The sequence below is a fragment of the Brachybacterium sp. AOP42-C2-15 genome (genome assembly GCF_052377065.1).
Taxonomy (GTDB): Bacteria; Actinomycetota; Actinomycetes; order Actinomycetales; family Dermabacteraceae; genus Brachybacterium.
Genome location: NZ_JBQSWK010000020.1, coordinates 41016 through 63539, shown reverse-complemented (window position 1 = coordinate 63539; position 22524 = coordinate 41016). Strand labels below are relative to the sequence as shown.

21 protein-coding genes are annotated in these 22524 nt (G+C 70.4%); 11 read left to right on the top strand and 10 right to left on the bottom strand.

From position 1 onward, the window contains the following. Positions 1-89: 89 nt before the first annotated feature. Positions 90-536 carry a hypothetical protein gene (locus tag ACT3SQ_RS12115; protein WP_442331714.1) on the bottom strand — a complete coding sequence of 149 codons (447 nt, stop codon included), beginning with the start codon at positions 534-536 and terminating at the stop codon, positions 90-92. 52 nt (positions 537-588) lie between these two features. On the opposite strand from ACT3SQ_RS12115, the gene ACT3SQ_RS12110 reads away from it, so the two are divergent. Then, on the top strand, positions 589-1017 hold the full coding sequence (locus tag ACT3SQ_RS12110; RefSeq protein WP_345077886.1) for an ankyrin repeat domain-containing protein: 429 nt from the start codon (positions 589-591) through the stop codon (positions 1015-1017). Between the two features lie 74 nt (positions 1018-1091). Here ACT3SQ_RS12110 and ACT3SQ_RS12105 read toward each other — a convergent pair whose 3' ends face one another. The 5 genes from ACT3SQ_RS12105 to ACT3SQ_RS12085 form a co-directional block, all read right to left on the bottom strand. Next, entirely contained in the window at positions 1092-1619 is a 528-nt protein-coding gene (locus ACT3SQ_RS12105; RefSeq protein WP_345077883.1) for a GNAT family N-acetyltransferase, read from the bottom strand. Positions 1620-1629: 10 nt separating this feature from the next. Next, the gene (locus ACT3SQ_RS12100) at positions 1630-2679 is read right to left on the bottom strand and encodes an alpha/beta fold hydrolase (RefSeq protein WP_441444130.1); all 1050 of its coding nucleotides are present in this window, start codon (positions 2677-2679) and stop codon (positions 1630-1632) included. Further along, the gene (locus tag ACT3SQ_RS12095) at positions 2676-3743 is read right to left on the bottom strand and encodes an Fpg/Nei family DNA glycosylase (RefSeq protein WP_441444131.1); all 1068 of its coding nucleotides are present in this window, start codon (positions 3741-3743) and stop codon (positions 2676-2678) included. Before ACT3SQ_RS12095 ends, ACT3SQ_RS12100 begins: the two co-directional genes overlap by 4 nt. Next, positions 3743-4225: a ribose-5-phosphate isomerase gene (locus tag ACT3SQ_RS12090; protein ID WP_444601159.1), complete on the bottom strand. Its 483-nt coding sequence runs from the start codon at positions 4223-4225 to the stop codon at positions 3743-3745. Before ACT3SQ_RS12090 ends, ACT3SQ_RS12095 begins: the two co-directional genes overlap by 1 nt. A 92-nt stretch (positions 4226-4317) precedes the next feature. Beyond that, complete coding sequence (locus ACT3SQ_RS12085; protein WP_444601158.1) at positions 4318-4938, bottom strand: mycothiol-dependent nitroreductase Rv2466c family protein; 621 nt, start codon at positions 4936-4938, stop codon at positions 4318-4320. A gap of 144 nt (positions 4939-5082) precedes the next feature. On the opposite strand from ACT3SQ_RS12085, the gene ACT3SQ_RS12080 reads away from it, so the two are divergent. Both ACT3SQ_RS12080 and ACT3SQ_RS12075 read left to right on the top strand, forming a co-directional pair. Beyond that, positions 5083-6873: an ABC transporter transmembrane domain-containing protein gene (locus ACT3SQ_RS12080; protein WP_444501746.1), complete on the top strand. Its 1791-nt coding sequence runs from the start codon at positions 5083-5085 to the stop codon at positions 6871-6873. Next, complete coding sequence (locus tag ACT3SQ_RS12075; protein ID WP_444601157.1) at positions 6870-8702, top strand: ABC transporter ATP-binding protein; 1833 nt, start codon at positions 6870-6872, stop codon at positions 8700-8702. Before ACT3SQ_RS12080 ends, ACT3SQ_RS12075 begins: the two co-directional genes overlap by 4 nt. A gap of 58 nt (positions 8703-8760) precedes the next feature. Here the strand turns inward: ACT3SQ_RS12075 and ACT3SQ_RS12070 are convergent, their stop codons facing one another. After that, positions 8761-10146 carry a hypothetical protein gene (locus ACT3SQ_RS12070; protein WP_442331708.1) on the bottom strand — a complete coding sequence of 462 codons (1386 nt, stop codon included), beginning with the start codon at positions 10144-10146 and terminating at the stop codon, positions 8761-8763. Positions 10147-10275: 129 nt separating this feature from the next. Between ACT3SQ_RS12070 and ACT3SQ_RS12065 the strand changes: the two genes are divergently transcribed. Beyond that, entirely contained in the window at positions 10276-11628 is a 1353-nt protein-coding gene (locus tag ACT3SQ_RS12065; protein WP_442331707.1) for a serine/threonine-protein kinase, read from the top strand. A gap of 51 nt (positions 11629-11679) precedes the next feature. On the opposite strand, the gene ACT3SQ_RS12060 is transcribed toward ACT3SQ_RS12065, so the two are convergent. Then, positions 11680-12360 carry a response regulator gene (locus ACT3SQ_RS12060; RefSeq protein ID WP_441444138.1) on the bottom strand — a complete coding sequence of 227 codons (681 nt, stop codon included), beginning with the start codon at positions 12358-12360 and terminating at the stop codon, positions 11680-11682. Between the two features lie 38 nt (positions 12361-12398). Here ACT3SQ_RS12060 and ACT3SQ_RS12055 point away from each other — a divergent pair, with 38 nt between their 5' ends. From ACT3SQ_RS12055 to ACT3SQ_RS12030, 6 genes are all read left to right on the top strand, one after another. After that, positions 12399-14237 carry a sensor histidine kinase gene (locus ACT3SQ_RS12055; RefSeq protein ID WP_444601156.1) on the top strand — a complete coding sequence of 613 codons (1839 nt, stop codon included), beginning with the start codon at positions 12399-12401 and terminating at the stop codon, positions 14235-14237. A 62-nt stretch (positions 14238-14299) separates the two neighbouring features. After that, positions 14300-15421 (top strand): fatty acid desaturase family protein, encoded by a 1122-nt coding sequence (locus tag ACT3SQ_RS12050; RefSeq protein ID WP_444501745.1) that lies wholly within the window; start codon positions 14300-14302, stop codon positions 15419-15421. Between the two features lie 139 nt (positions 15422-15560). Further along, positions 15561-16214: a DUF402 domain-containing protein gene (locus ACT3SQ_RS12045; RefSeq protein WP_441444141.1), complete on the top strand. Its 654-nt coding sequence runs from the start codon at positions 15561-15563 to the stop codon at positions 16212-16214. A gap of 70 nt (positions 16215-16284) precedes the next feature. Continuing rightward, positions 16285-18834: an aminopeptidase N gene (gene pepN / locus ACT3SQ_RS12040; protein ID WP_441444142.1), complete on the top strand. Its 2550-nt coding sequence runs from the start codon at positions 16285-16287 to the stop codon at positions 18832-18834. 218 nt (positions 18835-19052) lie between these two features. Next, on the top strand, positions 19053-20003 hold the full coding sequence (locus ACT3SQ_RS12035; RefSeq protein ID WP_441444143.1) for a mechanosensitive ion channel family protein: 951 nt from the start codon (positions 19053-19055) through the stop codon (positions 20001-20003). A 54-nt stretch (positions 20004-20057) separates the two neighbouring features. Next, positions 20058-20507, top strand: a complete 450-nt coding sequence (locus tag ACT3SQ_RS12030; protein WP_441444144.1) for a globin — start codon at positions 20058-20060, stop codon at positions 20505-20507. A 7-nt stretch (positions 20508-20514) separates the two neighbouring features. Here ACT3SQ_RS12030 and ACT3SQ_RS12025 read toward each other — a convergent pair whose 3' ends face one another. Further along, positions 20515-21045, bottom strand: a complete 531-nt coding sequence (locus tag ACT3SQ_RS12025; protein ID WP_441444145.1) for an acyl-CoA thioesterase — start codon at positions 21043-21045, stop codon at positions 20515-20517. A gap of 40 nt (positions 21046-21085) precedes the next feature. Here ACT3SQ_RS12025 and ACT3SQ_RS12020 point away from each other — a divergent pair, with 40 nt between their 5' ends. Continuing rightward, positions 21086-22015 (top strand): acyl-CoA thioesterase, encoded by a 930-nt coding sequence (locus tag ACT3SQ_RS12020; protein ID WP_441444146.1) that lies wholly within the window; start codon positions 21086-21088, stop codon positions 22013-22015. A gap of 120 nt (positions 22016-22135) precedes the next feature. Here the strand turns inward: ACT3SQ_RS12020 and ACT3SQ_RS12015 are convergent, their stop codons facing one another. Next, positions 22136-22477: a TfoX/Sxy family protein gene (locus ACT3SQ_RS12015; RefSeq protein ID WP_441444147.1), complete on the bottom strand. Its 342-nt coding sequence runs from the start codon at positions 22475-22477 to the stop codon at positions 22136-22138. Positions 22478-22524 lie beyond the last annotated feature (47 nt).

Below are 22524 nucleotides of genomic sequence, written 5' to 3'. Positions count from 1 at the left end.
TGCGCGAGCCTGTGCCTCTGAGCTGCCGAGAAGACCGACGGACGACCAGGACACATCCGGCCCGTGACACATCGACCTGCAGGCCTGAGCTATCGAATACGCCTCGTGCGAGCGAACCACAGATACGTCACCACGGGCGTCACGATCCAAGGGATCACGCCGCCGAAAGCGAACAGGATGTAGATGACAGCAAAGGGGATCCATTGCGGGTCGGCGAAGAATTCGGGCAGGTGGCGTCCCAGCGGAAGCAGCAGTGCCACCAGCATCGCGAGCAGAGCTCCGAGGACGAACACCAGCGGCCGTCGTGCGCGCCGATCCGCCCAGGCCAGCAGCAGCGCCCAGGAGAGCGCGGCCAGCACGCCGGCTGCTCCTGCCTCGCCGACTATGGCGACCCCGGCAGCAAGCACCGCCGCCACCCCGATCAGCCACGTACTGACTCGCCTCCGGGGTCTCACCCCGTAGCGCTCCGCCAGAGCCGGCGTGAGGGGTCGCAGCGCCCCTGTCCCCGCCGCACGCTCACTCGATTCTGCCTCCATGAGCGGATGGTAGCCCGCGGCGTCCTCTGGCGGCCCGCAGTACTCTCGTGCAATGACGGATAACGACTCTGCCACCGATGACGCCGTGATCGAGCTGGCCCACTCCCTGCTCGATGCTGCCCGCAACGGCGACTCCGTGACCCTGCTCTCGCTCATCGACCAGGGCGCCCCGGTGGATCTCCGCGATGGCGCCGGAAACTCTCCGCTGATGCTCGCTGCCTATCACGGCCATGCCGAGCTGGTGCGTGAGCTGGCCGTCCGCGGGGCGGACGTGGACCTGAGCAATGATCGCGGTCAGTCACCGCTTGCGGGCGTCGCCTTCAAGGGCTTCACCGCGGTCGCGGAGGTCCTGCTCGGCGCTGGCGCCGATCCGGGGCTGGGCACCCCGAGCGCCCTGGAGACCGCGAGATATTTCGAGCGCGAGGAGATCGTGGCGCTGATCGAGTCACGGGGGGAAGGCCGAGCCGCGGGAGAAGACTGAGTCGCGGGAGAAGATTGAGTCGCGCGGGAAGTAGGCAGGGACGGGACGCTTGCCCGAACGCCGCGCCCGACGCCTCAGCCGCGATCCGGCCGCAGCACCATCGCCACATGCTCGATCCCAGCCTCCATGAACAGCCCGCCGAGGGACTCGAAGCCCATCGCGGCGTACCACTGCTCGAGGTAGGCCTGGGCGTCGATGTGCACCTCGGCCCTCGGCGCGACCTCCCGAGCATGCGCGAGCGCCCCGGCCATCAGCTGACGGCCGTAACCACCGCGTCGGTAATCGGCGCGCACTGCCACCCGGCCGATCCGCACCGTGCCGCCGGGCTCCCTGAGCACCCGCAGGTGCGCCACCGGTTCACCCGGAGCTCCCAACACCTCTGCGGCAACCTCTGCGGCCGGGGCACGCGGGATCGCACGCTCGAGCCACATGAGCGTCGTGGTGGGGTCGAGCTCCCGACCATCCAGATCAGCATCCGTCGCGTGCTGCTCGAGGGTGAAGACGTCCTGGCGGAGCTTGACGAGCAGATACAGCGTGCAGGGGTCGATATCGGCGAGCGCGGCGTGGCGCAGCACGGCACCTGAGGGGTCGGGAACTGGCATGGCAGAAAGGTTACTGCGGCGGCACCTGCTGTGCGTCGACCATCCGGGTGACGGCGGTGCGCCAGTGCTCCACCATCAGCGGTCCGCCGTGGCCCTCGTCCTCGATGATGATCAATTCGCTGCCGGGCCAGGCGCGGTGGAGCTCCCAAGCGGTCAGGGCAGGGCCGGACACATCGCGGCGCCCGTGGATCAGCACCCCGGGAATGCCCGCCAGCCGAGCCATCCCGCCGAGGAGGCCGCTGCCGGGCTCGCCGCCCCATGGCACGGCCCAGTCGGCGACGAACCCGTCGTGCGCCCAGTAGTGAGCGACCAGACGGGCGAAGCCGCGCTCGTACTCGGTCATCGGCTCGTGACCGGCCCCGGCATGCGCGGTGGAGGGTCCTCCCCCGCCGATCCCGATGTGCGCGTCCTCCCAGGTCATCCAGGCGCGGGCGGCGTCGTCGACCAGGTTCTGATCCGCTCCGGTGAGCATCTGCCGATACGCCTCGATGAGTCGGAGCCGCTGCGAGCCGTGGTCGCGACGGTCGAAGCCGGTGTGGTGCTCGGCGAGGGCGGCGACCGTGTCCCAGGCCTCGGGGTAGAGGGCGCCGACTCCCTCGGTGATCCACTCGATCTCGCGCCGGGAGGTGGAGGTGACGGCGAACAGCACCACGCCGAGCACCCGTTCGGGATGAGCTTGGGCGTAGGCGAGGGCGAGGGTGCTGCCCCAGGAGACGCCCTGCACGATCCAGGCGTCGATCCCGAGGTGCTCACGCAGCGCCTCGAGGTCGGCCACCAGGTGGGCGGTGGTGTGGCCCGTGAGATCGACCGGGCCGGGAACCCCAGGCGACGGGGTGGAGCAGCCGGCGCCACGCTGGCACAGGCCGATGATCCTGGCCCGGTCCGCGGGAGAGTTCCGTCGGTAGCCGGGGGTGAGCCGACCTCCCGGGCCGCCATGCAGGTAGAGGGTGGGGACGCCCTCGGCGGTGCCGGACTCCTCCCAGAAGATCTCGTGGACGTCGCCGACGGGGAGCATCCCCTCGGCGGTCGCGGCGGGTGGCGGGGGCATCGCGGTGCTCATGCAGCTTCCTCGGTTGCGTTCCCGGGGGTGAGCGCCCAGGGCGCCGCCGGGTGCTCACGGCTCCAGCTCGCGCGGCGGCTGCGGACGCTCTGACAGCGCGGGCACCAGAACACGGTCCGGGCGGCGAGATCCGTCGAGCGCACCGTGGTGCCGCACAGCCGGCAGGGCAGAGTCTGGCGGTGGTAGACGTAGAAGGACCGCTCGCGGGAGATCACGTCCGGGTCCTCGTCCCCGTTCTGGCGGGTGCCACGGGAGCGCTCGACGATGCGGGCCTCGAGGTCGCGGTGCTCGGGCTGGGTGGTGACGATCCTGCCGGTGCGGGCGCCGTAGGTCATCAGCGCGACCAGGTCCTCCCACATCTCCTCGAGCATCCCGGTGCTCAGATCCTTCCCGGGCACGAAGGGGTCCAGGCGAGCCCGGAACAGCAGCTCGGCACGGTAGATGTTCCCGATCCCGGCCACGATCTTCTGGTTCATCAGCAGCGCGCCGATGGTGGTGCGGGAGCGGCGCACGGCGCCGATGAAGCGCGCCGGGTCCGCGTCGGCCCTCAAGGGGTCCGGGCCCAGCCGGTCCAGGACCGTCTGCCGCTCCTGCGCGTCCATGATCTCGCAGGCCGTGGGCCCGGTGAGGTCCGCGAGGCCCTGCGGCCCGGCGATCCGCAGCCGGACCGTCGGCCGCGGCACCAGGCGGCGCCAGTCGGCGGTGCCCCCGCGGCCCGTTTCCTCTCCGTCCAGTTGCTCTTCCTGTTCACCGATCCGCAGTCGCGGCGCGCCGATCGCGTGAGCGTCGGTGAAGCCCGGCTCACCGGCGAAGGTCCAGGAGCCGTACAGCCCCAGATGAATATGGACGTGCCGAACCGCCGGGGAGTCGCGGTCGACGTCCTCCGTCGGTGCAAAGGGCAGGAAGAGGTGCTTGCCGACCGCCTCAGCGCCCAGCAGCACCATCCCGTCCAGCTGCGAGGCGTCGGAGAATCGTCCCTGCGGGCTCGAGGTGCGCACGCGCTGTCCGCCGAAGGCCTGGTCGAAGGCGGCGGCCAGTCGGTGGACGGTGTGACCCTCGGGCATCAGTCGGCAGCAGGAGCAGCGGACTTCTCGTACCCGCCGGTGCGCTCGTAGAGGCCCACCAGGTCGATCCGGCGCTGGTGGCGCTCCTCGCCGGGGAAGGGCTCGGCGAGGAAGATGTCGATCAGCGACTCCAGCTCCTCCTCGGTGTGCTGGCGGGCCCCGACGGAGATGACGTTCGCGTCGTTGTGCTGGCGGGCCAGGCGGGCGGTGTCCTCGTTCCACACCAGCGCCGCCCGCACGCCCTGCACCTTGTTCGCGGCGATCTGCTCACCGTTGCCGGAGCCGCCGATCACGATGCCCAGGGACTGCGGGTCTGCGACCACCGCGAGGCCGACGTCGGTGCAGAACGGGGGGTAGTCGTCGAGGGCGTCGTACTCGTGGGCACCGTGATCGGTGACCTCGTGGCCCTTGTTCTGGAGCACCGCGACCAGGCGGTTCTTCAGGTCGAATCCGGCGTGGTCGGTGCCGATGTGCACGCGCATGGAGGGTCTCGCTTTCGGGGTTTCTGCAGGGGCTGGCGGCGCCGGCCGAGGTGACCGGTGGGAGGGTGGGAAGGCGCGGAGGACGGGGTGGGTCAGCTGAAGTCGATGCCGCCGGTGCGGGTGCGCTTGAGCTCGTAGAAGCCGTCGATGGTGGAGAGGGCCTCCATCGCGTCGAACAGCTTCCCGGCATCCTCACCCCGGGGCGCGGGCGAGATGACCGGCCCGAAGTAGGCGGTGCCCTCCCCGAAGGAGATCACCGGGGTGCCGACATCGTCCCCGACCAGAGAGATGGCGCGCTCGTGCGAGGCGCGCAGGGCCTTGTCGATGGCGTCACCGGGCACGTTGTCATAGGCCTCGATCAGAGTGGCGGGCAGTCCGGCATCGGCCAGCGCCTGCTCCGCGACGCGGCGGCGATCGTCTTGGTCCCCGCCCACGTGGTAGCGCTCGCCCCAGGCGGTGTACCAGCGGGCGAACGCGGCATTCCCCTCGGCCTCGTCGATCGCGATCGACAGTCGTGCGGCGCCCCAGGACTGATCGGTGCTGCGCCGGTAGTCCGCATCGAGGTCGCGGCCCTCGTTGAGCACTGCCAGCGACATCACGGAATAGCGCGGGGTGATGTCACGGACCTCGGCGGCGTGGCCGAGCCAGCGGCTCGTCATCCACGCGAAGGGGCAGGCGGGGTCGACGAACAGCTCGACGGTGCGCTCACTCATACGGTCTCCTTGACTCGGGGGCGATGTCACCATTCTGTCATTCGCGGTCGACCTGTGCGGAAACGTCATAGAGGTGACCGGGGCGACACCTCCTGCATGCCAAAAAACATTGCACTGCGCTGGGAGGACGGGTTTGATCAATGCGTGCTCGATTCCCGTCCCGCCTCCGTCGCGGCCCCCGCTCTGCCCCGCGCTTCGGCGCCCGGGGTGATGCGCTCGATCGTCCGCAACCATCGCCGGATGCTGGCGGTGGTGCTGCCGCTGGCGACGCTCTCCGAGGGCATCGAGCTGCTGATGCCGATCGTGCTGGGCCTGGTGATCGACCACGGCGTCCTGGCCGGGGATCTGCGGCTGACGGTGCTCGGTGCAGTAGGCCTGATCGCGATGCGGATCCTCGGCGTGCTGCTGTGGACCTGGACGTTCCTGCAGTCGCAGAAGGCGTGCATGTTCGAGCGTCATCGCCTGCGCGTAGGCCTGACCGGGGCGGTGCTCGACCCTCGATCGCGTGCGGTGCAGCGCCCCGCCGGCGAGGTGCTCTCGATCGCCACGTCGGATGCGGACAAGGCCTCCGATCTGCTGGACATGCTCCCCTGGGTGGTCCCCTCCGCCATCGCGGTGCTCGCGGCCTCCGTGTACCTGGCAGTGTCGGATTTCTGGCTGGGGCTGGCCATGCTGTGCGGCATCGTGGTGATGGTGGTGGTGATCCGGGTGATCACCCCGACCCTGTCCGCCCGCTACGACGATCAGCAGTCCCAGGCCGCGGAGGCCGCCGCCACCGCCACCGACCTGGTCCACGGGCTGCGGGTGCTGCAGGGGCTGGGCGTGCAGAGCCGCGCCCGGGCCACCTACCGTCGGCGCTCCCAGATCGCGCTGCAGGCGGCACTGGTCAATGCCCGCTACTCAGGGATCTCCTCCGGCCTGACCACCCTGGTCACCGGCACCATGCTCGCCGCCGTGGTGGTGCTCGCCGCGCTCCGCGCCCTCGACGGTGCCCTCGCCCTCGGAGTGCTGATCGCGGTCGTGGGGGTCGCCCGCTACGTGATGGGCATGCTCCAGGGGCTGTCCGGCGCGCCGGTGTGGTGGGCGAGCATGTCCACCTCGGCGCGACGGGTGCGGGATCTGTACACGGACCTGGGGCGCACGGTCGACGATCCGGAGCTGGGCCTGGATGTGCTCACCGTCCAGCGCGATGATCGCGGCGATGTCGCCAGCACTGCCGCCGGTACTGCCGGGACCGACGTCGGCCGTCGGGGCGCCGCGGGTGGCCTGCAGCTACCGCAGCTTTCCGTCGCCGACGGCGAGGTCGTCGCGCTGGCCTGTGCGGATGCCCGTGATGCGGAGGCCGCGATCGATGCGGTCAGCGGCCGGGTCGATGCCGGGGCGCGCGTGGGAACCACGCCGATCACGCCTGCCGACCGGCTGACGCTGCGCTCCGAGCTGCTGGTCGAGCCGCACGTGGTCGACCTCTTCGACGGCACCCTGCGCGAACAGCTGGCCACCCGCGCGCCCGCAGGCACCACGGACGGCGCCGACGGCACCTGGGCTGACCACGCCCTGCATGCCGCCGGCGCGCAGGATCTGCTGCGGATCCTGCCCGACGGCTATGACACCCGCATCCTGGACCGCGGCTCGAACCTCTCCGGAGGGCAGCGCCAGCGCATCGCCCTGGCCCGGGCGGTGGCGGCAGATGCACCCGTCCTGGTGCTGCACGACCCCACCACCGCAGTCGACGCCGTCACCGAGCAGAACATCGCCGAGGCGCTGATCGCCGCGCGCCGTCGCACCGACCGGGCCACCCTGCTGGTGACCCGCGCACCGGCGCTGCTGCGCGAGGCGGACAGGGTCGTGTTCATGCAGAACGGAGCGGTCGCCGCTGAGGGCGCGCACACCGACCTGATGGGGATCGAGGCCTATGCGGAGGTGGTGCGACGATGAGCGACATCGACTGGAAGCGCCCGCTGGACGAGGTGCTGGGGGACGACGCCACTGCACGCCGGCAGCTCGCCGAGCATGCGCAGCTGCTGCCGATCGCCGACGCGCGCACCTCCCTGCGGTTCATCACGGCCCGGCTGCGGGAGCACTGGGTCTCGGCACTGGCCACCCTTCTGATCACGATCGGCGGTGCGGTCGCCGCGGCATTCCTGCCGCGGCTGATCGGCGCGGCCGTGGATGTGGTCGTCGACGGCGAGTCGAAGGACCAGGTGTGGATGCTGGGCGGCCAGATCCTGGGCGTCGGCATCCTCCAGGCCGTGCTCATGGCGCTCGGCTGGGCGATGATCTCGGCGCTGGGCCAGCGGATCCTGGCCGGGATGCGCGAGGACGTCATCGATCGGGCGCTGGACCTGCCCGCGCAGACGATGGAGCGCACCGGCATCGGGGACGCCCTCTCGCGGGTTGCCGATGACGTCGACGTCGCCGCGCGCGCGGTCAACAACCTGGTGCCGAACCTGATCCAGCTCGGCTTCCTGGTCGTGATCACGCTGGTGGGGATGGCGACCCTGTCGCCCTGGCTGCTGCTGATGGTGGTCATCATCGTGCCGATGTACGTGCTCGCCGCGACCTGGTACCTGCGTCGCACCGCCCCGATCTATCGGCGGGAGCGGATCGCGATGGGCGCCCGCGCGCAGGGCCTACTCTCGGCGATCCATGGGATCCCCACCGTCCATGCCTACGGCATCGAACGGCGCGAGACCCGCCATGTGGCGGTGCTCTCGGAGACCGCCTCGGTGCTGAACATGCGCGTGATGTATCTCGTGAGCCGCCTGGTGATGGGCCTGAACGTGCCGGAGAACCTGGCGCTGGCAATGGTGCTCCTGCTGGGCTTCGTGATGGTGCAGGTCGGTGGGGCGCCGATCGGTCTGGTCACCGCCGCTGCGATCTACCTGGTCACCCTGTTCTGGCCGATGATGTCGGTGATCTTCAATCTCGATGAGGTGCAGTCGGCGCTCGCGAGCCTGGCCCGGATGGTCGGGGTGATCACCTCGATCGACCCGGCCGCCTCCCCCGGCACCGAACGCCCCGGCGACGCATCGATCCGGCTCGAGCAGGTCTCCCATGCGTACACCTCCGACGAGGAGGGCGTCGAACGGATCATCCTGCAGCCGCTGGACCTGGACATCGCCTCCGGGGAGACGATCTCGCTGGTGGGTGCCTCCGGTGCCGGCAAGTCCACGCTCGCCGCGATCCTCGCCGGCACCCTCGAGCCGCGCCACGGCCGGGTTCTCCACGGCGGTGCGGACCTCGTGCGCGCCGACCTCGAGGCGATGAGGTCCCACGCCTCGATCGTGAGCCAGGACGTCCACGTGTTCCGCGGGACGCTGCGGGAGGACCTGAAGCTCGCGGACGCGGAGGCGAGTGATCAGGAGCTGCGCGAGGCGCTGGGCAGGGTCGATGCGCTCACCTGGGTGGACCGGCTTCCCCAGGGCCTGGACACCCAGGTGGGTGAGAAGGGTGCCCGGCTCACCGCCGAGCAGTCCCAGCAGCTCGCCCTGGCCCGGATCGCCCTGCGCGATCCCGCGGTGCTGATCCTCGACGAGGCCACGGCCGACGAGGGCTCCTCCGGGGCCCGGGTGCTCGAGCGGGCTGCGCTCGAGGTGGCTCAGGGCCGGACCACGATCATCGTGGCGCACCGGCTCTCCCAGGCACGGATCGCCGATCGCATCCTGGTGATGGCCGATGGCGCGGTCGTCGAACAGGGCACCCATGATGAGCTGGTCGCCCAGGGCGGGGACTATGCGCGCCTCTGGGAGGCGTGGAGCAGCTAGGCCATAGGAGGCGAAGCTGCTGGCGCCTGGATGCTCAGACCCTCTGACGCCGGCACCTCTAGCGCCGGCGCAGCCTCAGCACCAGCACGCCCGCGATGCCTGCCAGCAGTCCCAGCACCGTCAGCATCCCGGCACCGCCGAACTTGACCAGCTGGCCCCACGAGGCGTCGATGCCGAGGACCGCGAGGGGACCGTGCTCGAGGGTGGTCTGCCCGAGCTCGAGCACCGATCCCTCGGGCGCGTCCTCGGCCGGGTCGCCCTCCACCTCGAGCGTGAGCACGACGGTGACCGGTTCGTCGCCGGCCGGCTCCGCATCGGCAGGGCGCTGCAGTCTCTGCAGGCTGACCGTGTGCATGCCCGGCAGCCACGCCGAGGCGACGGAGGACAGCTCGGAGCTGCGGTTCCCACGATCCACCGGGGTGGTCATGCCCCCTCCCGCCACTCGGTCAGCAGGGTTCATCCGCCAGCTGCCACCGCCCACGGTCACCTGCCCACGGACGGCGTTGGTGACCCGCAGAGCGAGCTCGCCGGCGGCCTCGGGCTGCGACGTCTCCTCGACGCGCCAGCGCAGGCGTTGCCCCTCCTGGACAGGGATCCTCACCAGGCCCACCTCCCCCGGATCCAGTTCCATGACGTAGGAACCAGGGTCGACCTCGGGCGCCGTCGCGAAGGAGCGACCGGCCTCGAAAGGCTCGTCCTGGGCTGGCGGCACGGGAGCGGCGCCAGCATCCTCGATCTCCTCGGTGACCGCCGGAGCGCCGCCGCCCACCCCGGCGGGTTCGATGGCGATCTGGATCTCGACCGGCAGCGGGCTGTCGTTCGCTCGTGGTCCCCTGCGGGTGATCTGCAGGAACAGCTCATCACCCGCGCAGCCATCGAAGCTCATCACGCCGGAGATGGCGGTCGAGGTGATCGGACCGTCGCCCGTCCGCCCCTGACCGACGTCATCGATCCCGCTGTCCTCGCAAGCATCCCCGCCCGCGGTGAGGAAGGTGACGCCCAGACCCAACTCGCCTCCGCTCCCCGGTACCCCGTCGGCATAGGGCGCGGCGGCGATCGTCGCCGCGGCGTGCACTCGCTGCCCGTTCCCCACCGCGATGCGGTAGTACTTCGAAGTGCCGGCATCGTCCTCGTCGCGCTGGGCTCCGAGAGCGAAGGTGTCCAGGTGGACCCCGGGCAGCAGCAACGGCGCCTGGGCCTGGGAGCCCGCGCCGGCGACCGCCGGTCCGACGGCCTGATAGGCAAAATCCGGCACCGCGGCCGGCTCGTCCGTCGGCTCGGCCCACGCCGCGGGCAGCCCTCCCCACATCAGGAGAGCCGCCACCAGCATCAGCACGGCGATCCCGGGGGCAGGGACGAGGACACCTCGGGCACCGGCTCCCCCGGCACGTGAACCCCAGGCACCGGCGCCCCGTGCACCGCGGTCGCGCGCTGTGCGGCTCATGCGTTCTCCTGAGGTCGGTGGGCGGAGTGGGCCAGCTCGGCGAGGTGGAACTGTTCAGAGGACAGAGTGCCAGATCCTGCGCTTTCGGGCCGACCGACTCGGGCGGGGTGCCCTAGCATGACGTCCATCATGTCCGATGTCATCGCTGGTCGAATCGAACTGCTCACTCCCCTCGCCCGGGGTGCCTCGGGCTCCCTGTGGCGTGCGATCGACCGCCGCTACGGGGCGGTCTGCGCAGCCAAGGTGATGCGGCAGCGGGACGGCGCTGATGTGCTGCGCTTCGTGCGGGAGCAGACGGTCGGTTCCGCCCAGGGGCTCGGGCAGCACCCCCACCTGCTCCCTCCGTACACCTGGGTCGCGGAGGACGACACGATCGTGCTGGTGATGCCGCTGTCGCATGGCGGCACGCTGGCCGGGGCCATCGCGGAGCACGGTGCGCTGTCGCCCAGCCTGGTCGCTCAGCTGCTGCGCCAGCTGCTGGACGCACTGGCGGCGATGCATGAGGCGAACTGGGTCCATCGCGACGTCAAGCCCGCCAACCTGCTGCTGGAGCCCACCGCGGACGGCTCCCCCCACCTGTTGCTCGCTGATTTCGGGATCGCCCTGCATGAGACCGACGTGCGGCTGACGGAGACGGGATTCCGGCACGGCACCCCCGGTTTCATGGCACCCGAGGTCCTCGAAGGGATGGGCACCTCGGCATCCCAGGATGTGTGGGCCGCCGCGGCCTGCGCGCTCGAGGCCCTCGCACCACCGCGGCCCCGGGAACGGCTGCTGCCCGCCGAGCTCCCCGAGCGCGCGCACGACGTGCTCGCCGCCAGTGCGGACCCGGCTGCCCGGCCGCTCGCGCAGCTGCTGCAGGAGATGCTCACCCCCGAGCCGGCAGCGCGACCGGAGGCGGCACAGGCCAGGGACCGGATCCCGCTGCCGTCCTCCCCGCCAGGCTCCTGGTCCCGCGCCGCGAACGGGGCCCTCGTCCAGGTGACCGACCGGATCGAGGCGTCGGACTCGCTGCAGGAGGTCCCCCTCGATGGGCCCGGCAGCCTGGCCGGACTGGCGCCGGGCCTCCACGAACGGCTGAGCGCCCTGTCCCGGTCCGCCAGCTCGCCACCCGCGGCATCGTCCGCCGCCGCTCCTCCGGCGCCGCCAGCGCAGCAGAGGCAGGCCGTGCGGCCGCAGCATTCTGCGGGCAGCTCAGGCTCATCGGGGAACACCACAGAGCGCTTCTTGCACGACCCGACCAGGCGGAGTCCTGCGATGCCGCAGCCCCTTGGGCCGCAGTCCATGGAGCTGCACGGCACCGCGCAGAACCCCGGTGCGCCCTGGGCCGACGCGCAGTCATCACCGTTGCCCCCTGCGCCGGCGCGACCGGTTCCGACTCCTGGTCGCGCCCGGGCGTCGTGGACCGGTGTGCTGCTGCTGGTGATCTCGGCGCTGTGCCTCGTCAGCGCAGGTGTCCTGCTGTGGTCGGCGCTGGGTTGACCCCGCTCAGGCCATTCACCCGTCAGCTGACGCGCCGGGTGACTTCTCGACTCAGTCGCCGGGGCGCACCAGTCCCGACTCGTAGGCGGCGACCACCAGCTGGGTGCGGTCGCGCAGCATGAGTTTTCCGAGCACCCGGGAGACGTGCGTCTTGACCGTCTGCTCCGCCATCACCAGCTCCGCGGCGATCTCGCGGTTCGCCATCCCGCGGGCGACCAGCCGGAGCACGTCCAGCTCCCGCTCGGTGAGCACCGACAGGCTCGCATCAGCGCCATCGGGCCGCTCGGGACGAGCCACGAAATCCGCGATCAACGCACGGGTCACCCGCGGGGCGAGCAGCGACTCGCCCGCGGCGACCACGCGCACGGCGTGGACCAGCTCCTGGGGTGTGGAATCCTTGAGCAGGAATCCACTGGCTCCGGCCCGCAGCGCCGCGAAGACGTACTCATCCGCATCGAAAGTGGTCAGCATGATGATCTTCGGCGGTGTCCCCGGCATCCCGAGCACCTCACGGGTCGCCTCGAGCCCCCCGACGTGCGGCATCCGGATGTCCATCAGCACCACATCCGGACGGGTGCGCGCGACCACGTCCGTGATCCCGGCACCATCGTCCGCGGTGCCGACCACCTCGATCCCGTCCTGGGCGTTCAGCAGAGCCTCGAAGCCGCCGCGGATCATCGACTGGTCATCGACGACCAGCACCCGGAGGGTGTCGTGCGCAGCGGGTTCCATGAGCACACCGTATCCCCGTTCGATGAGAGGTCCCCGCCATGTTCCTGGTCCCTGACCGGCGCAGCCTGCGCCAGCTGGGCCCCGATCTGGCGCTGCTCTTCTCCGGGCTGGGGCTGACTCTGCTCTCCGTGCTGGTGCTGGTCCCGCTCACCGCGGTCTCCGCCACTCTGGCGGTCCTCTGGATCGGCGTCCTGCTGCTGCCCTTGACGCTGACCCTGGCATCCGGTTTCGCCCGCTGGGACCGGGCTCGGCTCCTCCGCTGGGGACTCGAGGTCTCCACCCCGCGATACCGACCGGCGGGACCCGGCGCCGCCGGTCCGCTGCGCCGCGTCACCGATCCGCGCCGGTGGCTCGACCTCGGATTCGAGGGGCTGATCGCCCTGCCGGTGCGCGCACTCACCGGGACGCTCGCCCTGCTCTGGATCCTCGGATCGCTCAGCGGGCTCACGCACTGGGCATGGGGACGGCTGCTGCCTCCGGATACCCGAGAGGTGCCGGGACAGTGGGCGCTGGCCGCGGTCACCGGTCTGATCCTGGCGCTGACCCTCCCTGCCGGCGTGCATCTGCTGGCCCGCCTCGACGCGGTAGTCACCGCATCCCTGCTCGGTGGTGCAGCCCCCGGCGCCCGCCTCCCCGGGGGCGTCCCTGCTGGGGCGGCCAGGATCTCCCCGCTCGCCGCCTCCGACCACCGCCTGCGCGAGAACGCGTGGAGCCGGATGACGATCGCCTACCTCGCCTTCGTGCTGGTGGTCGTCGGATGGCCGGTCACCACCGTGGTCTACGAGGTGCATCCTGCGGCGGCGATGGTGGTCTCCGCAGCCGCCGGCGCCGCAGCCCTGCTGGGAGCCCGCTGGCCCTGGGCTGGCCTCGCGCTCTCTGCTGTTGCCGCGCTCGCGGTGCTGCTGGTGACCGCGCCCGGTCACGGGACAGCGCCCTGGCCATGGCCGGTGACCGCGCTGCTGGCCCATTGCCTCACCCTGGCCGTCCTCGCGATCTTCCATCGCTGGTACTGGGCACTGTCGGCGTGGTCCGCAGGAGCGATCCTGACCCTGCTGGTGCTGCTGGTGACCGACCCGGCGAAGCTGCCGGAAGGGACCCTGCGCGCGGTGACGACCAACGGGGTGGTGCTGGTGGCCATCAGCGGCGGCGTGGTCCTGCTGGGGCTGACCGCCCGGCAGTGGATCCTGGCTCGAGGGCAGGCCGAGCAGGCGCAGAGCGTGAGCGTGGAGGAGATGCGTCGCCGCCGGGAGCTCGAGGAACGGGGCCGGATCGCTCGCGAGCTGCACGACGTGGTCGCGCATTCGATGTCCGTGATCACGGTGCAGGCGGGGACCGCGAAGTACCGCTTGCAGCATCTCGATGCCGAGACCGTCAGCGAGTTCGAGGACATCGCCGGGTCGGCCCGCCAGGCGCTGGGCGAGATGCGTTCGCTGCTGACGATCCTGCGCACCGACGAGTCGATCGCGGAAGTCTCGATGCCGGGCCTCTCCCAGATCGAGGAGCTGGTCGAATCCAGCCGCAGCGCGGGCGCGCAGATCAGTGCCGAGCTCGACGACGTCGAAGTCCTGCCGACGACCGGCCTCACCGCCTACCGGGTGGTGCAGGAGGGCCTGAGCAATGCCCTGCGGCATGCCCGCGGCGCGGCGATAGAGGTCCGGATCCTCCGTCTCGGCGGCGTTCTGGAGATCAGCGTCCGCAACCAGGCTCCCCCGCCGTCGGCTGTCCTGCACGACCCGCTCCCCGGGGCCGGGATGGGGCTGGTAGGCACCCGGGAGCGCGTCGGCGCCCTCGGCGGGACCGTCGAGAGCGGGCCCACGCCGGCCGGTGGTTTCCTGCTGCGAGCACGGATCCCGCTGGCCGACCCCCTACCCGGGTAGGGGGTGGAAGTTCGCTCCGACGAGGGACGCGCCGCACCGCCGCGCCTCGTAACGTCGTGACCATGACCACCACTGTCGAGCCCAGCACCGCTCAGTACCGTGCTGCGGACCACACCCGCGACTACTTCGAGCTCTCCGAGCGCGTCAAGGCCGCAGGACTGATGGGCCGGAACGTGCGCTCCTACATGGTCCGCACCGCGATCCTCGCCGCAGTGTTCGCCGGCGCCTTCACCCTGCTGCTGACCCTCGGGAACACCTGGTGGCAGCTGGCCGTCGCCGTCCTGTTCGGGGTCCTGTTCACCCAGGCCGCGTTCCTGGGCCACGACGCCGCGCACCAGCAGGTGTTCGCCAACGGCCGCCGCAACGAATGGTTCTCCCGGATCATCGGGAACCTCGTGGTGGGGCTCAGCATCGCCTGGTGGAATCGCAAGCACAACAAGCACCACGCCCACCCCAACACCATCGGCCGCGACGGCGACATCGCCCCCGGCTGGCTGGTGTTCGTGCCCGGCGACGCGCAGGAGCGCACCGGGTTCATGGGCTGGCTCCTCCGCCGCCAGGGCTACGCCTTCATCCCGCTGCTGAGCCTGTTCGCCTTCGTGCTCCACTACGAGGCGATCTCCTCGCTGCTGCGTCAGAAGAAGGTCAAGCACCGTGCGTTCGAGCTGACCTTGGTCCTCATCCGGATCATCGGCTTCCCCGTGATCGTCCTGGTGACCCTCGGGCCGGTCCTCGGTGCCGCGTTCCTCGCCGTGCAGCTGGCCGTCTTCGGCATCACCATGGGTGGCTCCTTCGCCCCGAACCACAAGGGCATGGCCCTGATCCCGCAGGGCATGGAGGTCGACTTCCTGCGCCGCCAGGTGCTCACCAGCCGCAACATCACCGGCGGTCGCCTGATGAACATCGCGATGGGTGGGCTGGACCTGCAGATCGAGCACCACCTCTTCCCGCGGATGCCCTCGGCGAACCTGCGCAAGGTGCGGCCGATCGTCCGGGAGTTCTGCGCCGAGCGCGGCATCATCTACACCGAGACGAACCTGATCGCCTCCTACCGAGTCATCATCGGCTACCTCAACAAGGTGGGCCTGGGCTACGCGGACCCGTTCGACTGCCCCCTCGCCTCACAGCTGCGCGGCGCGCCCCTGCCCTCCTCGCAGCTGCGGAGCGCACCCCTGGCCTCCTGACGGCGCGCCGCACCTCCCGCGGAGAGGGAGGCGGTATGGTCGCTCCATACGCCTACCCCTTCACGGGCAGTGCAGCCCCGGCTCGGTGGCCGGTCGGTACGGGGCGTCCGTGGAGGCCGATCCGGCCGGGATCACCACCATGTCTTCCACCCCGCGCTGGTCGCCCGGCGACCAGGTGACCTGGACCTACTACACCCCACAGCACCCCACCCGCACCGTCCGCCCCGGCACAGTCGTGCTGGACGATGACCGCGGTGTTGTGGTCTGGATCGCGCCCGGCACCGAGGTGCTGCTGCCCGTGCTGGAATCCGGTGCAGCGTTGCGCCGTGCCGGGGACGAGGGCATGTTCACCGCGCCCCGCATCCAGTCCAAGCAGCTGTGGACCGGCAACGGCATCCTGATGATCGGGCTGCCGGACTCCCCCTACTCGATCTGGCTGTTCTACAAGGACGACGGCTCGCTGGGCTGCTACTACGTGAACCTCGAGACGCCCTACGAGCGCACCGCGGAGGGCATCTGCACCCGGGACCTGGTGCTGGACCTGGTGGTGCTGCCTCGCCGGGACTGGCACTACAAGGACGAGGACGAGCTCGAAGGCGCGGAGCGCACCGGGTACTTCTCCGCCGAGGAGATCGCCTCGATCCGCGCCGCGGGCCACCGGGCCGAACAGCACATCGCCGACTGGACCTACCCCTTCTCGGCGGGCTATGAGTACTTCTTCCCGGATCCGAAGTGGCCGTTGCCCACGCTGCCCGCCCACTACACCTGGGATCTGGACCTGACGCAGCGCTGAGCAGGATTGCTTCAGCACAGGGAGCCGCTTCAGTTCCGAGGCATGCAGGGTCGGTGGCAGGATGGAGCCCATGTCATCCGAGAACCTCACTCGCGACGAGGCCCGCAGCCGTGCCTCGTTCCTCAGCACCGATTCCTACGAGATCCGTCTTGATCTGACCACCGACGAGCGGACATTCCTCACCGAGACGACGATCCGCTTCTCGTCCACCTCCGCCCAAGACACCTTCGTCGACCTCATCGCAGCATCCGTCGAGGAGATCGAGCTCAACGGTGAGCTGCTGTCCGATCCCGCCTCGCACTTCGACGGAGCGAGGGTGCGCCTGCCCGCGCTCCGCGAGGGCGCGAACACCGTGCGGATCCTGGCGACCGGTCGTTACATGAACACCGGTGAGGGCCTGCACCGCTTCGTGGACCCGGTGGACGACGAGGTCTACCTGTACTCGCAGTTCGAGGTCTCCGATGCGCGCCGCATGTTCGCCTGCTTCGAGCAGCCCGATCTCAAGGCCACCTACCAGCTCACGGTCACCGCCCCGGCGCACTGGCGGGTCATCTCCGTCTCCCCCACCCCCGCCTCGACCCCCGCCGGGGAGGGCATCGCCACCTGGGCCTTCGAGCCCACCGAGCGCATCTCCACCTATCTCTTCGCCCTGATCGCCGGGAACTACCAGGGCGGCACCGGGGAGATCACCACCCGCGACGGCCGGACCATCCCGATGGGCGTCTTCGCCCGCGCCTCGCTCGCCGAGCATGTCGACGCCCAGAACGTCATCGACGTGACCAAGGCCGGCATCGACTTCTACGAGGAGGCGTTCGACCAGGACTTCCCGTTCCGCAAGTACGACCAGATCTTCGTGCCGGAGTACAACATGGGGGCGATGGAGAACCCCGGCGCCATCACCTACGTCGAGGCGTACGTCTTCCGCTCCGAGGTTTCCGACGCGGTGCGCGAGCGACGCGACCTCACGATCCTCCACGAGCTGGCTCACATGTGGTTCGGCGATCTGGTCACCATGCGCTGGTGGGACGATCTGTGGCTGAACGAGTCGTTCGCCGAGTACGCCTCCACGCTCGCGAGCGCCGAGGCCACCCGCTGGACCGGCTCCTGGACCACCTTCGCGTTGTCGGAGAAGGGCTGGGCTTACCAGCAGGACCAGCTGCCCTCCACCCATCCGGTGGTGGCCGACATGGTCGACTTCGAAGCCGTCGAGACGAACTTCGACGGGATCACCTACGCCAAGGGCGCCTCGGTGCTGCGCCAGCTGGTCGCCTACGTGGGCCGGGAGGAGTTCTTCGCCGGGGTCCGCGCCTACTTCGCCAAGCACGCCTGGGGGAACACCGAGCTGACGGATCTGCTGGTCGAGCTCGAGGCCACCAGCGGCCGTGACCTCAGCAGCTGGGCCGAGCTGTGGCTCCAGCGCGCCGGGGTGAACACGCTGCGCCCGGTGATCGAACGTGACGCCACCGGTGCCGTGACCCGCTTCGCAATCTCCCAGACCGCTCCGGCGGAGCACCAGACCCTGCGCCCGCACCGCCTGCAGGTGGGCGGCTTCTCGCTCCAGGACGGGGCGCTGGTGCGCACCGAGTCCGTCGAGCTGGACGTGGACGGGGAGCTCACCGAGGTGCCCGCGCTGACCGGGAAGCGCGCCGACCTGTGGCTGCTCAACGATGGTGACCTCACCTATTCGAAGGTGCGCCTCGACGAGAAGTCCCTCGCCGTCGCGATGGAGCACCTGCGCGATCTGGACGACTCCCTGGCACGGACCCTGCTGTGGTCCGCCGCCTGGGACATGGTCCGCGACGGCGAGCTGCCCAGCCGCCGCTACCAGCAGCTGGTCCTCGCGAACCTCACCGGGGAGGACTCCTCCTCGGTGGTGCGCACCCTGCTGCAGCAGCTGGAGACCGTCGCGGGCCCCTATGCCGCCGTCGACCAGCGGGCCCAGCGCACCGAGGCCGCCGCGAGCGCCGTCTGGGAGCTCGCGGTCGCGGCTGAGGCAGGCTCCGATGCCCAGCTGCAGTTCGTCGAGAGCTTCGCGCATCTGGCCCGCACCGAGGAGCACCGCCACACCCTCGAGGGGCTGCTCGGCGGGACGGTCACCCTGCCGGGCCGAGAGATCGACACCGATCTGCGCTGGAAGCTCGTGATCGCCCTCGCGGTGCTGGGCGGGATCGACGTCGCCGGCATCGACGAGCAGCTCGCCGCCGACGACACCCAGTCCGGCCGGAAGCATGCGCTCACCGCGAAGGCGGCGCTGCCCACCGAGGTCTCCAAGGCCAAGGCCTGGCGCCGCACGGTGGAGAAGGACACCCTGGCCAACGAGTCGGTCACCGCGGTGATCCAGGGATTCCGCCGAGTGGTCGACGAGTCGCTGCTGGCCCCCTACCGACAGCGCTACTTCTCGATGATCGACCAGGTGTGGAAGGAGCGCTCGAACGAGATCGCCACCCGCCTCGTGGGCGGCTACTTCCCGCACAGCTATGGCGGTCAGGCCGTGCTCGATGCCGCCGATCAGTGGCTCGCCGATGCCGAGGAAGCCCCCTTCGGGCTGCGCCGCATCATCATCGAGGGCCGCGACACCGTCGCCCGCCAGGAGCGCGTCCGCGCGGCGGACATCGGCTGAGCGACGCGCTGTGAGCCCGCGAACGGCAGGAGCACAGCCCAGCAGACACCGCTGAGCGACGCGCTGTGAGCCCGCGAACGGCAGGAGCACAGCACAAAAGACGCCGCTGAGCGACGCGCTGTGAGCCCGCGAACGGGGCCGGGGCGAGGCGGGTCGGTGACCCACCTCGCCCTGGACTCCTCCAGACTTCTGGCGGCCCGGGCGATATCGTCGAAAGTATGTTGGACGACCCCCTGGATCTCGAACCGCTGCTGACCTCACCCACCACCGATGAGGCGCTGAGCCTGATGGATCAGCTGCTGCGCTGGCTGGCCACCAGCGGCGTCAAGATCGTCGTCATCCTGCTGGCCGCCACGATCGCGAGTCTCCTGGCCGGTTGGCTGCTGCGCCGGTTCTTCCGCACCATGGTCCAGTCCGGATCGAAGCTCTCCACCGTGGCCGGGACCGTGATCAAACGGGATCCACGCTCGCAGAAGGCGGCCCAGGCCCGTCGCGAACAGCGTGCGCACACCCTGTCTAACGTGGCCCGCAACATCGCGCACGTGATGATCTGGGCCGTGGCCTCGGTGATGATCCTCTCCGAGATCGGGGTGAACATCGCCCCGGTCATCGCGAGTCTCGGGGTGGTGGGCTTGGCGGCCGGCATCGGTGCCCAGACCATCATCAAGGACGTGGTCGCGGGCGTGGTGATGCTCTTCGAGGACATCGTCGCCGTCGGCGACTGGGTGGACATCGAGTACGCCGAGGGCACCGTCGAGTCGATCAACCTGCGCGCCACCCAGGTGCGCGGCATCGACGGGGTGCTGTGGACGGTGCGCAACGGCGAGATCATCCGGGTCGGCAACTACGCACGCGGCTTCTCGAATGCCGTGGTGGTGCTCGACATCGACGCTGCGGCGGATGACGACCAGGTGACCACCGTGCTCGAGTCGGTCACCGCCGAGCTGGCCGCGGATCCCGAATTCGAGGACCAGATCCTCGCCGCCGCGAGCATCACCGGCATGCTCGCCGTGGATGCGAACCGCTACCAGCGCCGTGTCGTGATGCAGACCCCTCCCGGTCAGCAGTGGGGCGTGGAGCGAGAGCTGCGCGCCCGGATCCGAGACGGCTTCGCCGCCGCGGACATCGCCTTCGCCATGCCCCGTTTCGTCGAGACCGTCCAGAAGTGACAGCCCGCAGATGACTCCCACCTTCGTGACCCCCAAGACCGGAGAGCGCCAGCTATGACCACCCCGTCCCCCCAGCCCGAGCAGATCAGCTTCTACGAAGCCGTCGGCGGCCATGAGACCTTCGTACGGCTCGTGGACCGCTTCTACGAGGGTGTCGCCGAGGATCCCGAACTGCGTCCGATGTATCCGGAGGAGGACCTCACCGGGGCGCGCCACCGGCTGTGCACCTTCCTCGAGCAGTACTGGGGCGGTCCGAAGACCTACGGCGAGGAGCGCGGCCATCCGCGGCTGCGGATGCGGCACGCCGTCTTCCCGGTCTCCCCCTCGGCCCGCGATGCGTGGCTGCGACATATGCGCGCCGCCCTCGACACCCTGGACCTCGCACCCCTGCACGAGCAGACGCTGTGGGACTACCTGGATCGGGCCGCGCATTCACTGCTCAACACGGTCGACGGCGGCGAGGCACCGGCGGCCGGGCAGACCGTCCCCGATCAGCTGAGCTGAGCTGGGCTCAGTCGCGGAAGCGCAGCGGTTCGCCGGAGAACTGCTGGAGCTGGTCGCGGGTCTCCTGCTCCAGGCGGACGGGCGCGCCGGACTCGGCGTCGACCAGCACCACCACGGTGCGTGCCCGGGCGTAGGGAGTCCTTGCGTCGGGATCGTCGCGGGTGAGCACGAGGTAGTCGACGCTGAGGCTGGCTCCACCGATCCGGGAGAGCCACAGCCGCACCACCACGCCGTCGCGGCGATGGCCGAGCGGCCGCGCGTATTCGATCCGCTGCGAGGCGATGACCGTGCTGACCGCCGCCCCGGCCCCGCCGACCGGAAGCGCTGCCGGCGGCTGCGGCGCACCGAGCTCGACCTGTTCGGCTGGCGGCTGCCAGAAGGCGGCGATGCGCGCCTCCTCGAGCAGGCGCACCACCGCGGCGTTGTTCACGTGGCCGTAGGCATCGAGGTCCGTCCAGCGGACCGCGACCGGGATATCCAGGGGCTGCGGCTCTCCCGGCGTGAGATCGGGTGCATCGGCGAGGGAATGAGGTGCCATGGTTCTCATCGTAGGCGTCATCGCCAGTACGATCGGCCGCATGACCTCTGCGCACACCGACCCCTCGAAGATCGCCGCCGGTCTCGTGGATCTGCTGGATCTGCGCGAGAGCGCCCCCTTCGGCGAGTTCTCGACGACGGCTACCGTCGCCGCATATCAGGGTGATTCCTCCCCTCATCCCGGCGGGCACGTCTTCGGCGGGCAGGTGATGGGCCAGGCCGTCACGGCGGTGGGCCGCACGGTCTCCCCCGATCGCCGCATCCACTCGATGTACTCCTACTTCCTCGCCCCGGGCGATCCCTCGCATCCGATCCGCTTCCAGGTCGATGCGCTGCGCGATGGCGGCTCGTTCTCCGTGCGCCGGGTGCTGGCCACCCAGCCCGGCAAGGAGGCTGATGAGGAGGAGCGCACGATCCTCGCGATGACGGCGTCGTTCCAGGAGGACCAGGACGGGCTCGAGCATCAGGAGCGCGCCCCCGAGGCGCCGGATCCCGAGGGGCTGCCGACCACCGCCGAGGTGCTCGACGGGATCGATCATCCGGTGGCGCGCTTCTGGGCCACCCAGCGCCCGATCGACATCCGTCACGTCACCGATCCGATCTATCTGCGCCCGGATGCGGCAGGTGCGGAGTCGCAGATGGTGTGGATGCGCATGCTCGCCCCGATCGAGGCGGAACCGCTCACGCATGATGCGATCCTCGCCTTCGCGAGCGACTACACGCCCTTCGAGCCGATCCTGCGCCGTCAGGGGCTGAGCTGGATGACGCCCGGCCTGAAGATGGCGACGATCAACCACGCCATCTGGTGGCACAAGCACGTCGACACCAACGACTGGCTGCTCTACGTCCAGCGCTCCCCCTCCGCGAGCGGCGGGCGCGGCCTGACCCACGGCCAGCTCTTCGACCGCAGCGGTGACCTGGTCGCGACCGTCACCCAGGAGGGCATGATCCGGGCCAAGCAGGCCCGCTGACCAGCGGGTGCTTGCTGGCAGGCGCTGACCGGCGGGCGCTGAACGGCGGGTGCTGTCCGGCGGGCGCTGAGGAGCAGCGCCAGCAGCACCCGGATCCAGCGGCCGGGAGCGTTCCACCGCTCAGCGGTCGTGGAACTCGAGTGCGTCCTGGAGCCACCGGCCGAGGGCCATGTCCTCGGCCAGGGCGCGGGGCTCGACGTCGATCCAGCCCTCCCCCATCGACCGTTGCGTCCCCATCACCGCCTGCCGGGCACCATCCTGCGTCAGCAGCTCGGTGTGGCGCGTGGGCTCGACCCTGACCAGCAGCGAGCCGTCACCTCCGACGGAGACCAGCATCGCGTCCTCGAGCATGACGGCTCTGCCGCCGAACATCGAGACTTCTCGGACAGCTCGCCCGGGCGGGAGCAGGCTGCGGATCCGATTCAGGAGCGCCTCCTGAGAGGGGTGGGCGACAGTGGCCATGGGATCCCTCCCTCGATGCACGCGGATGGTCGGTCTTGAGTCTTCCT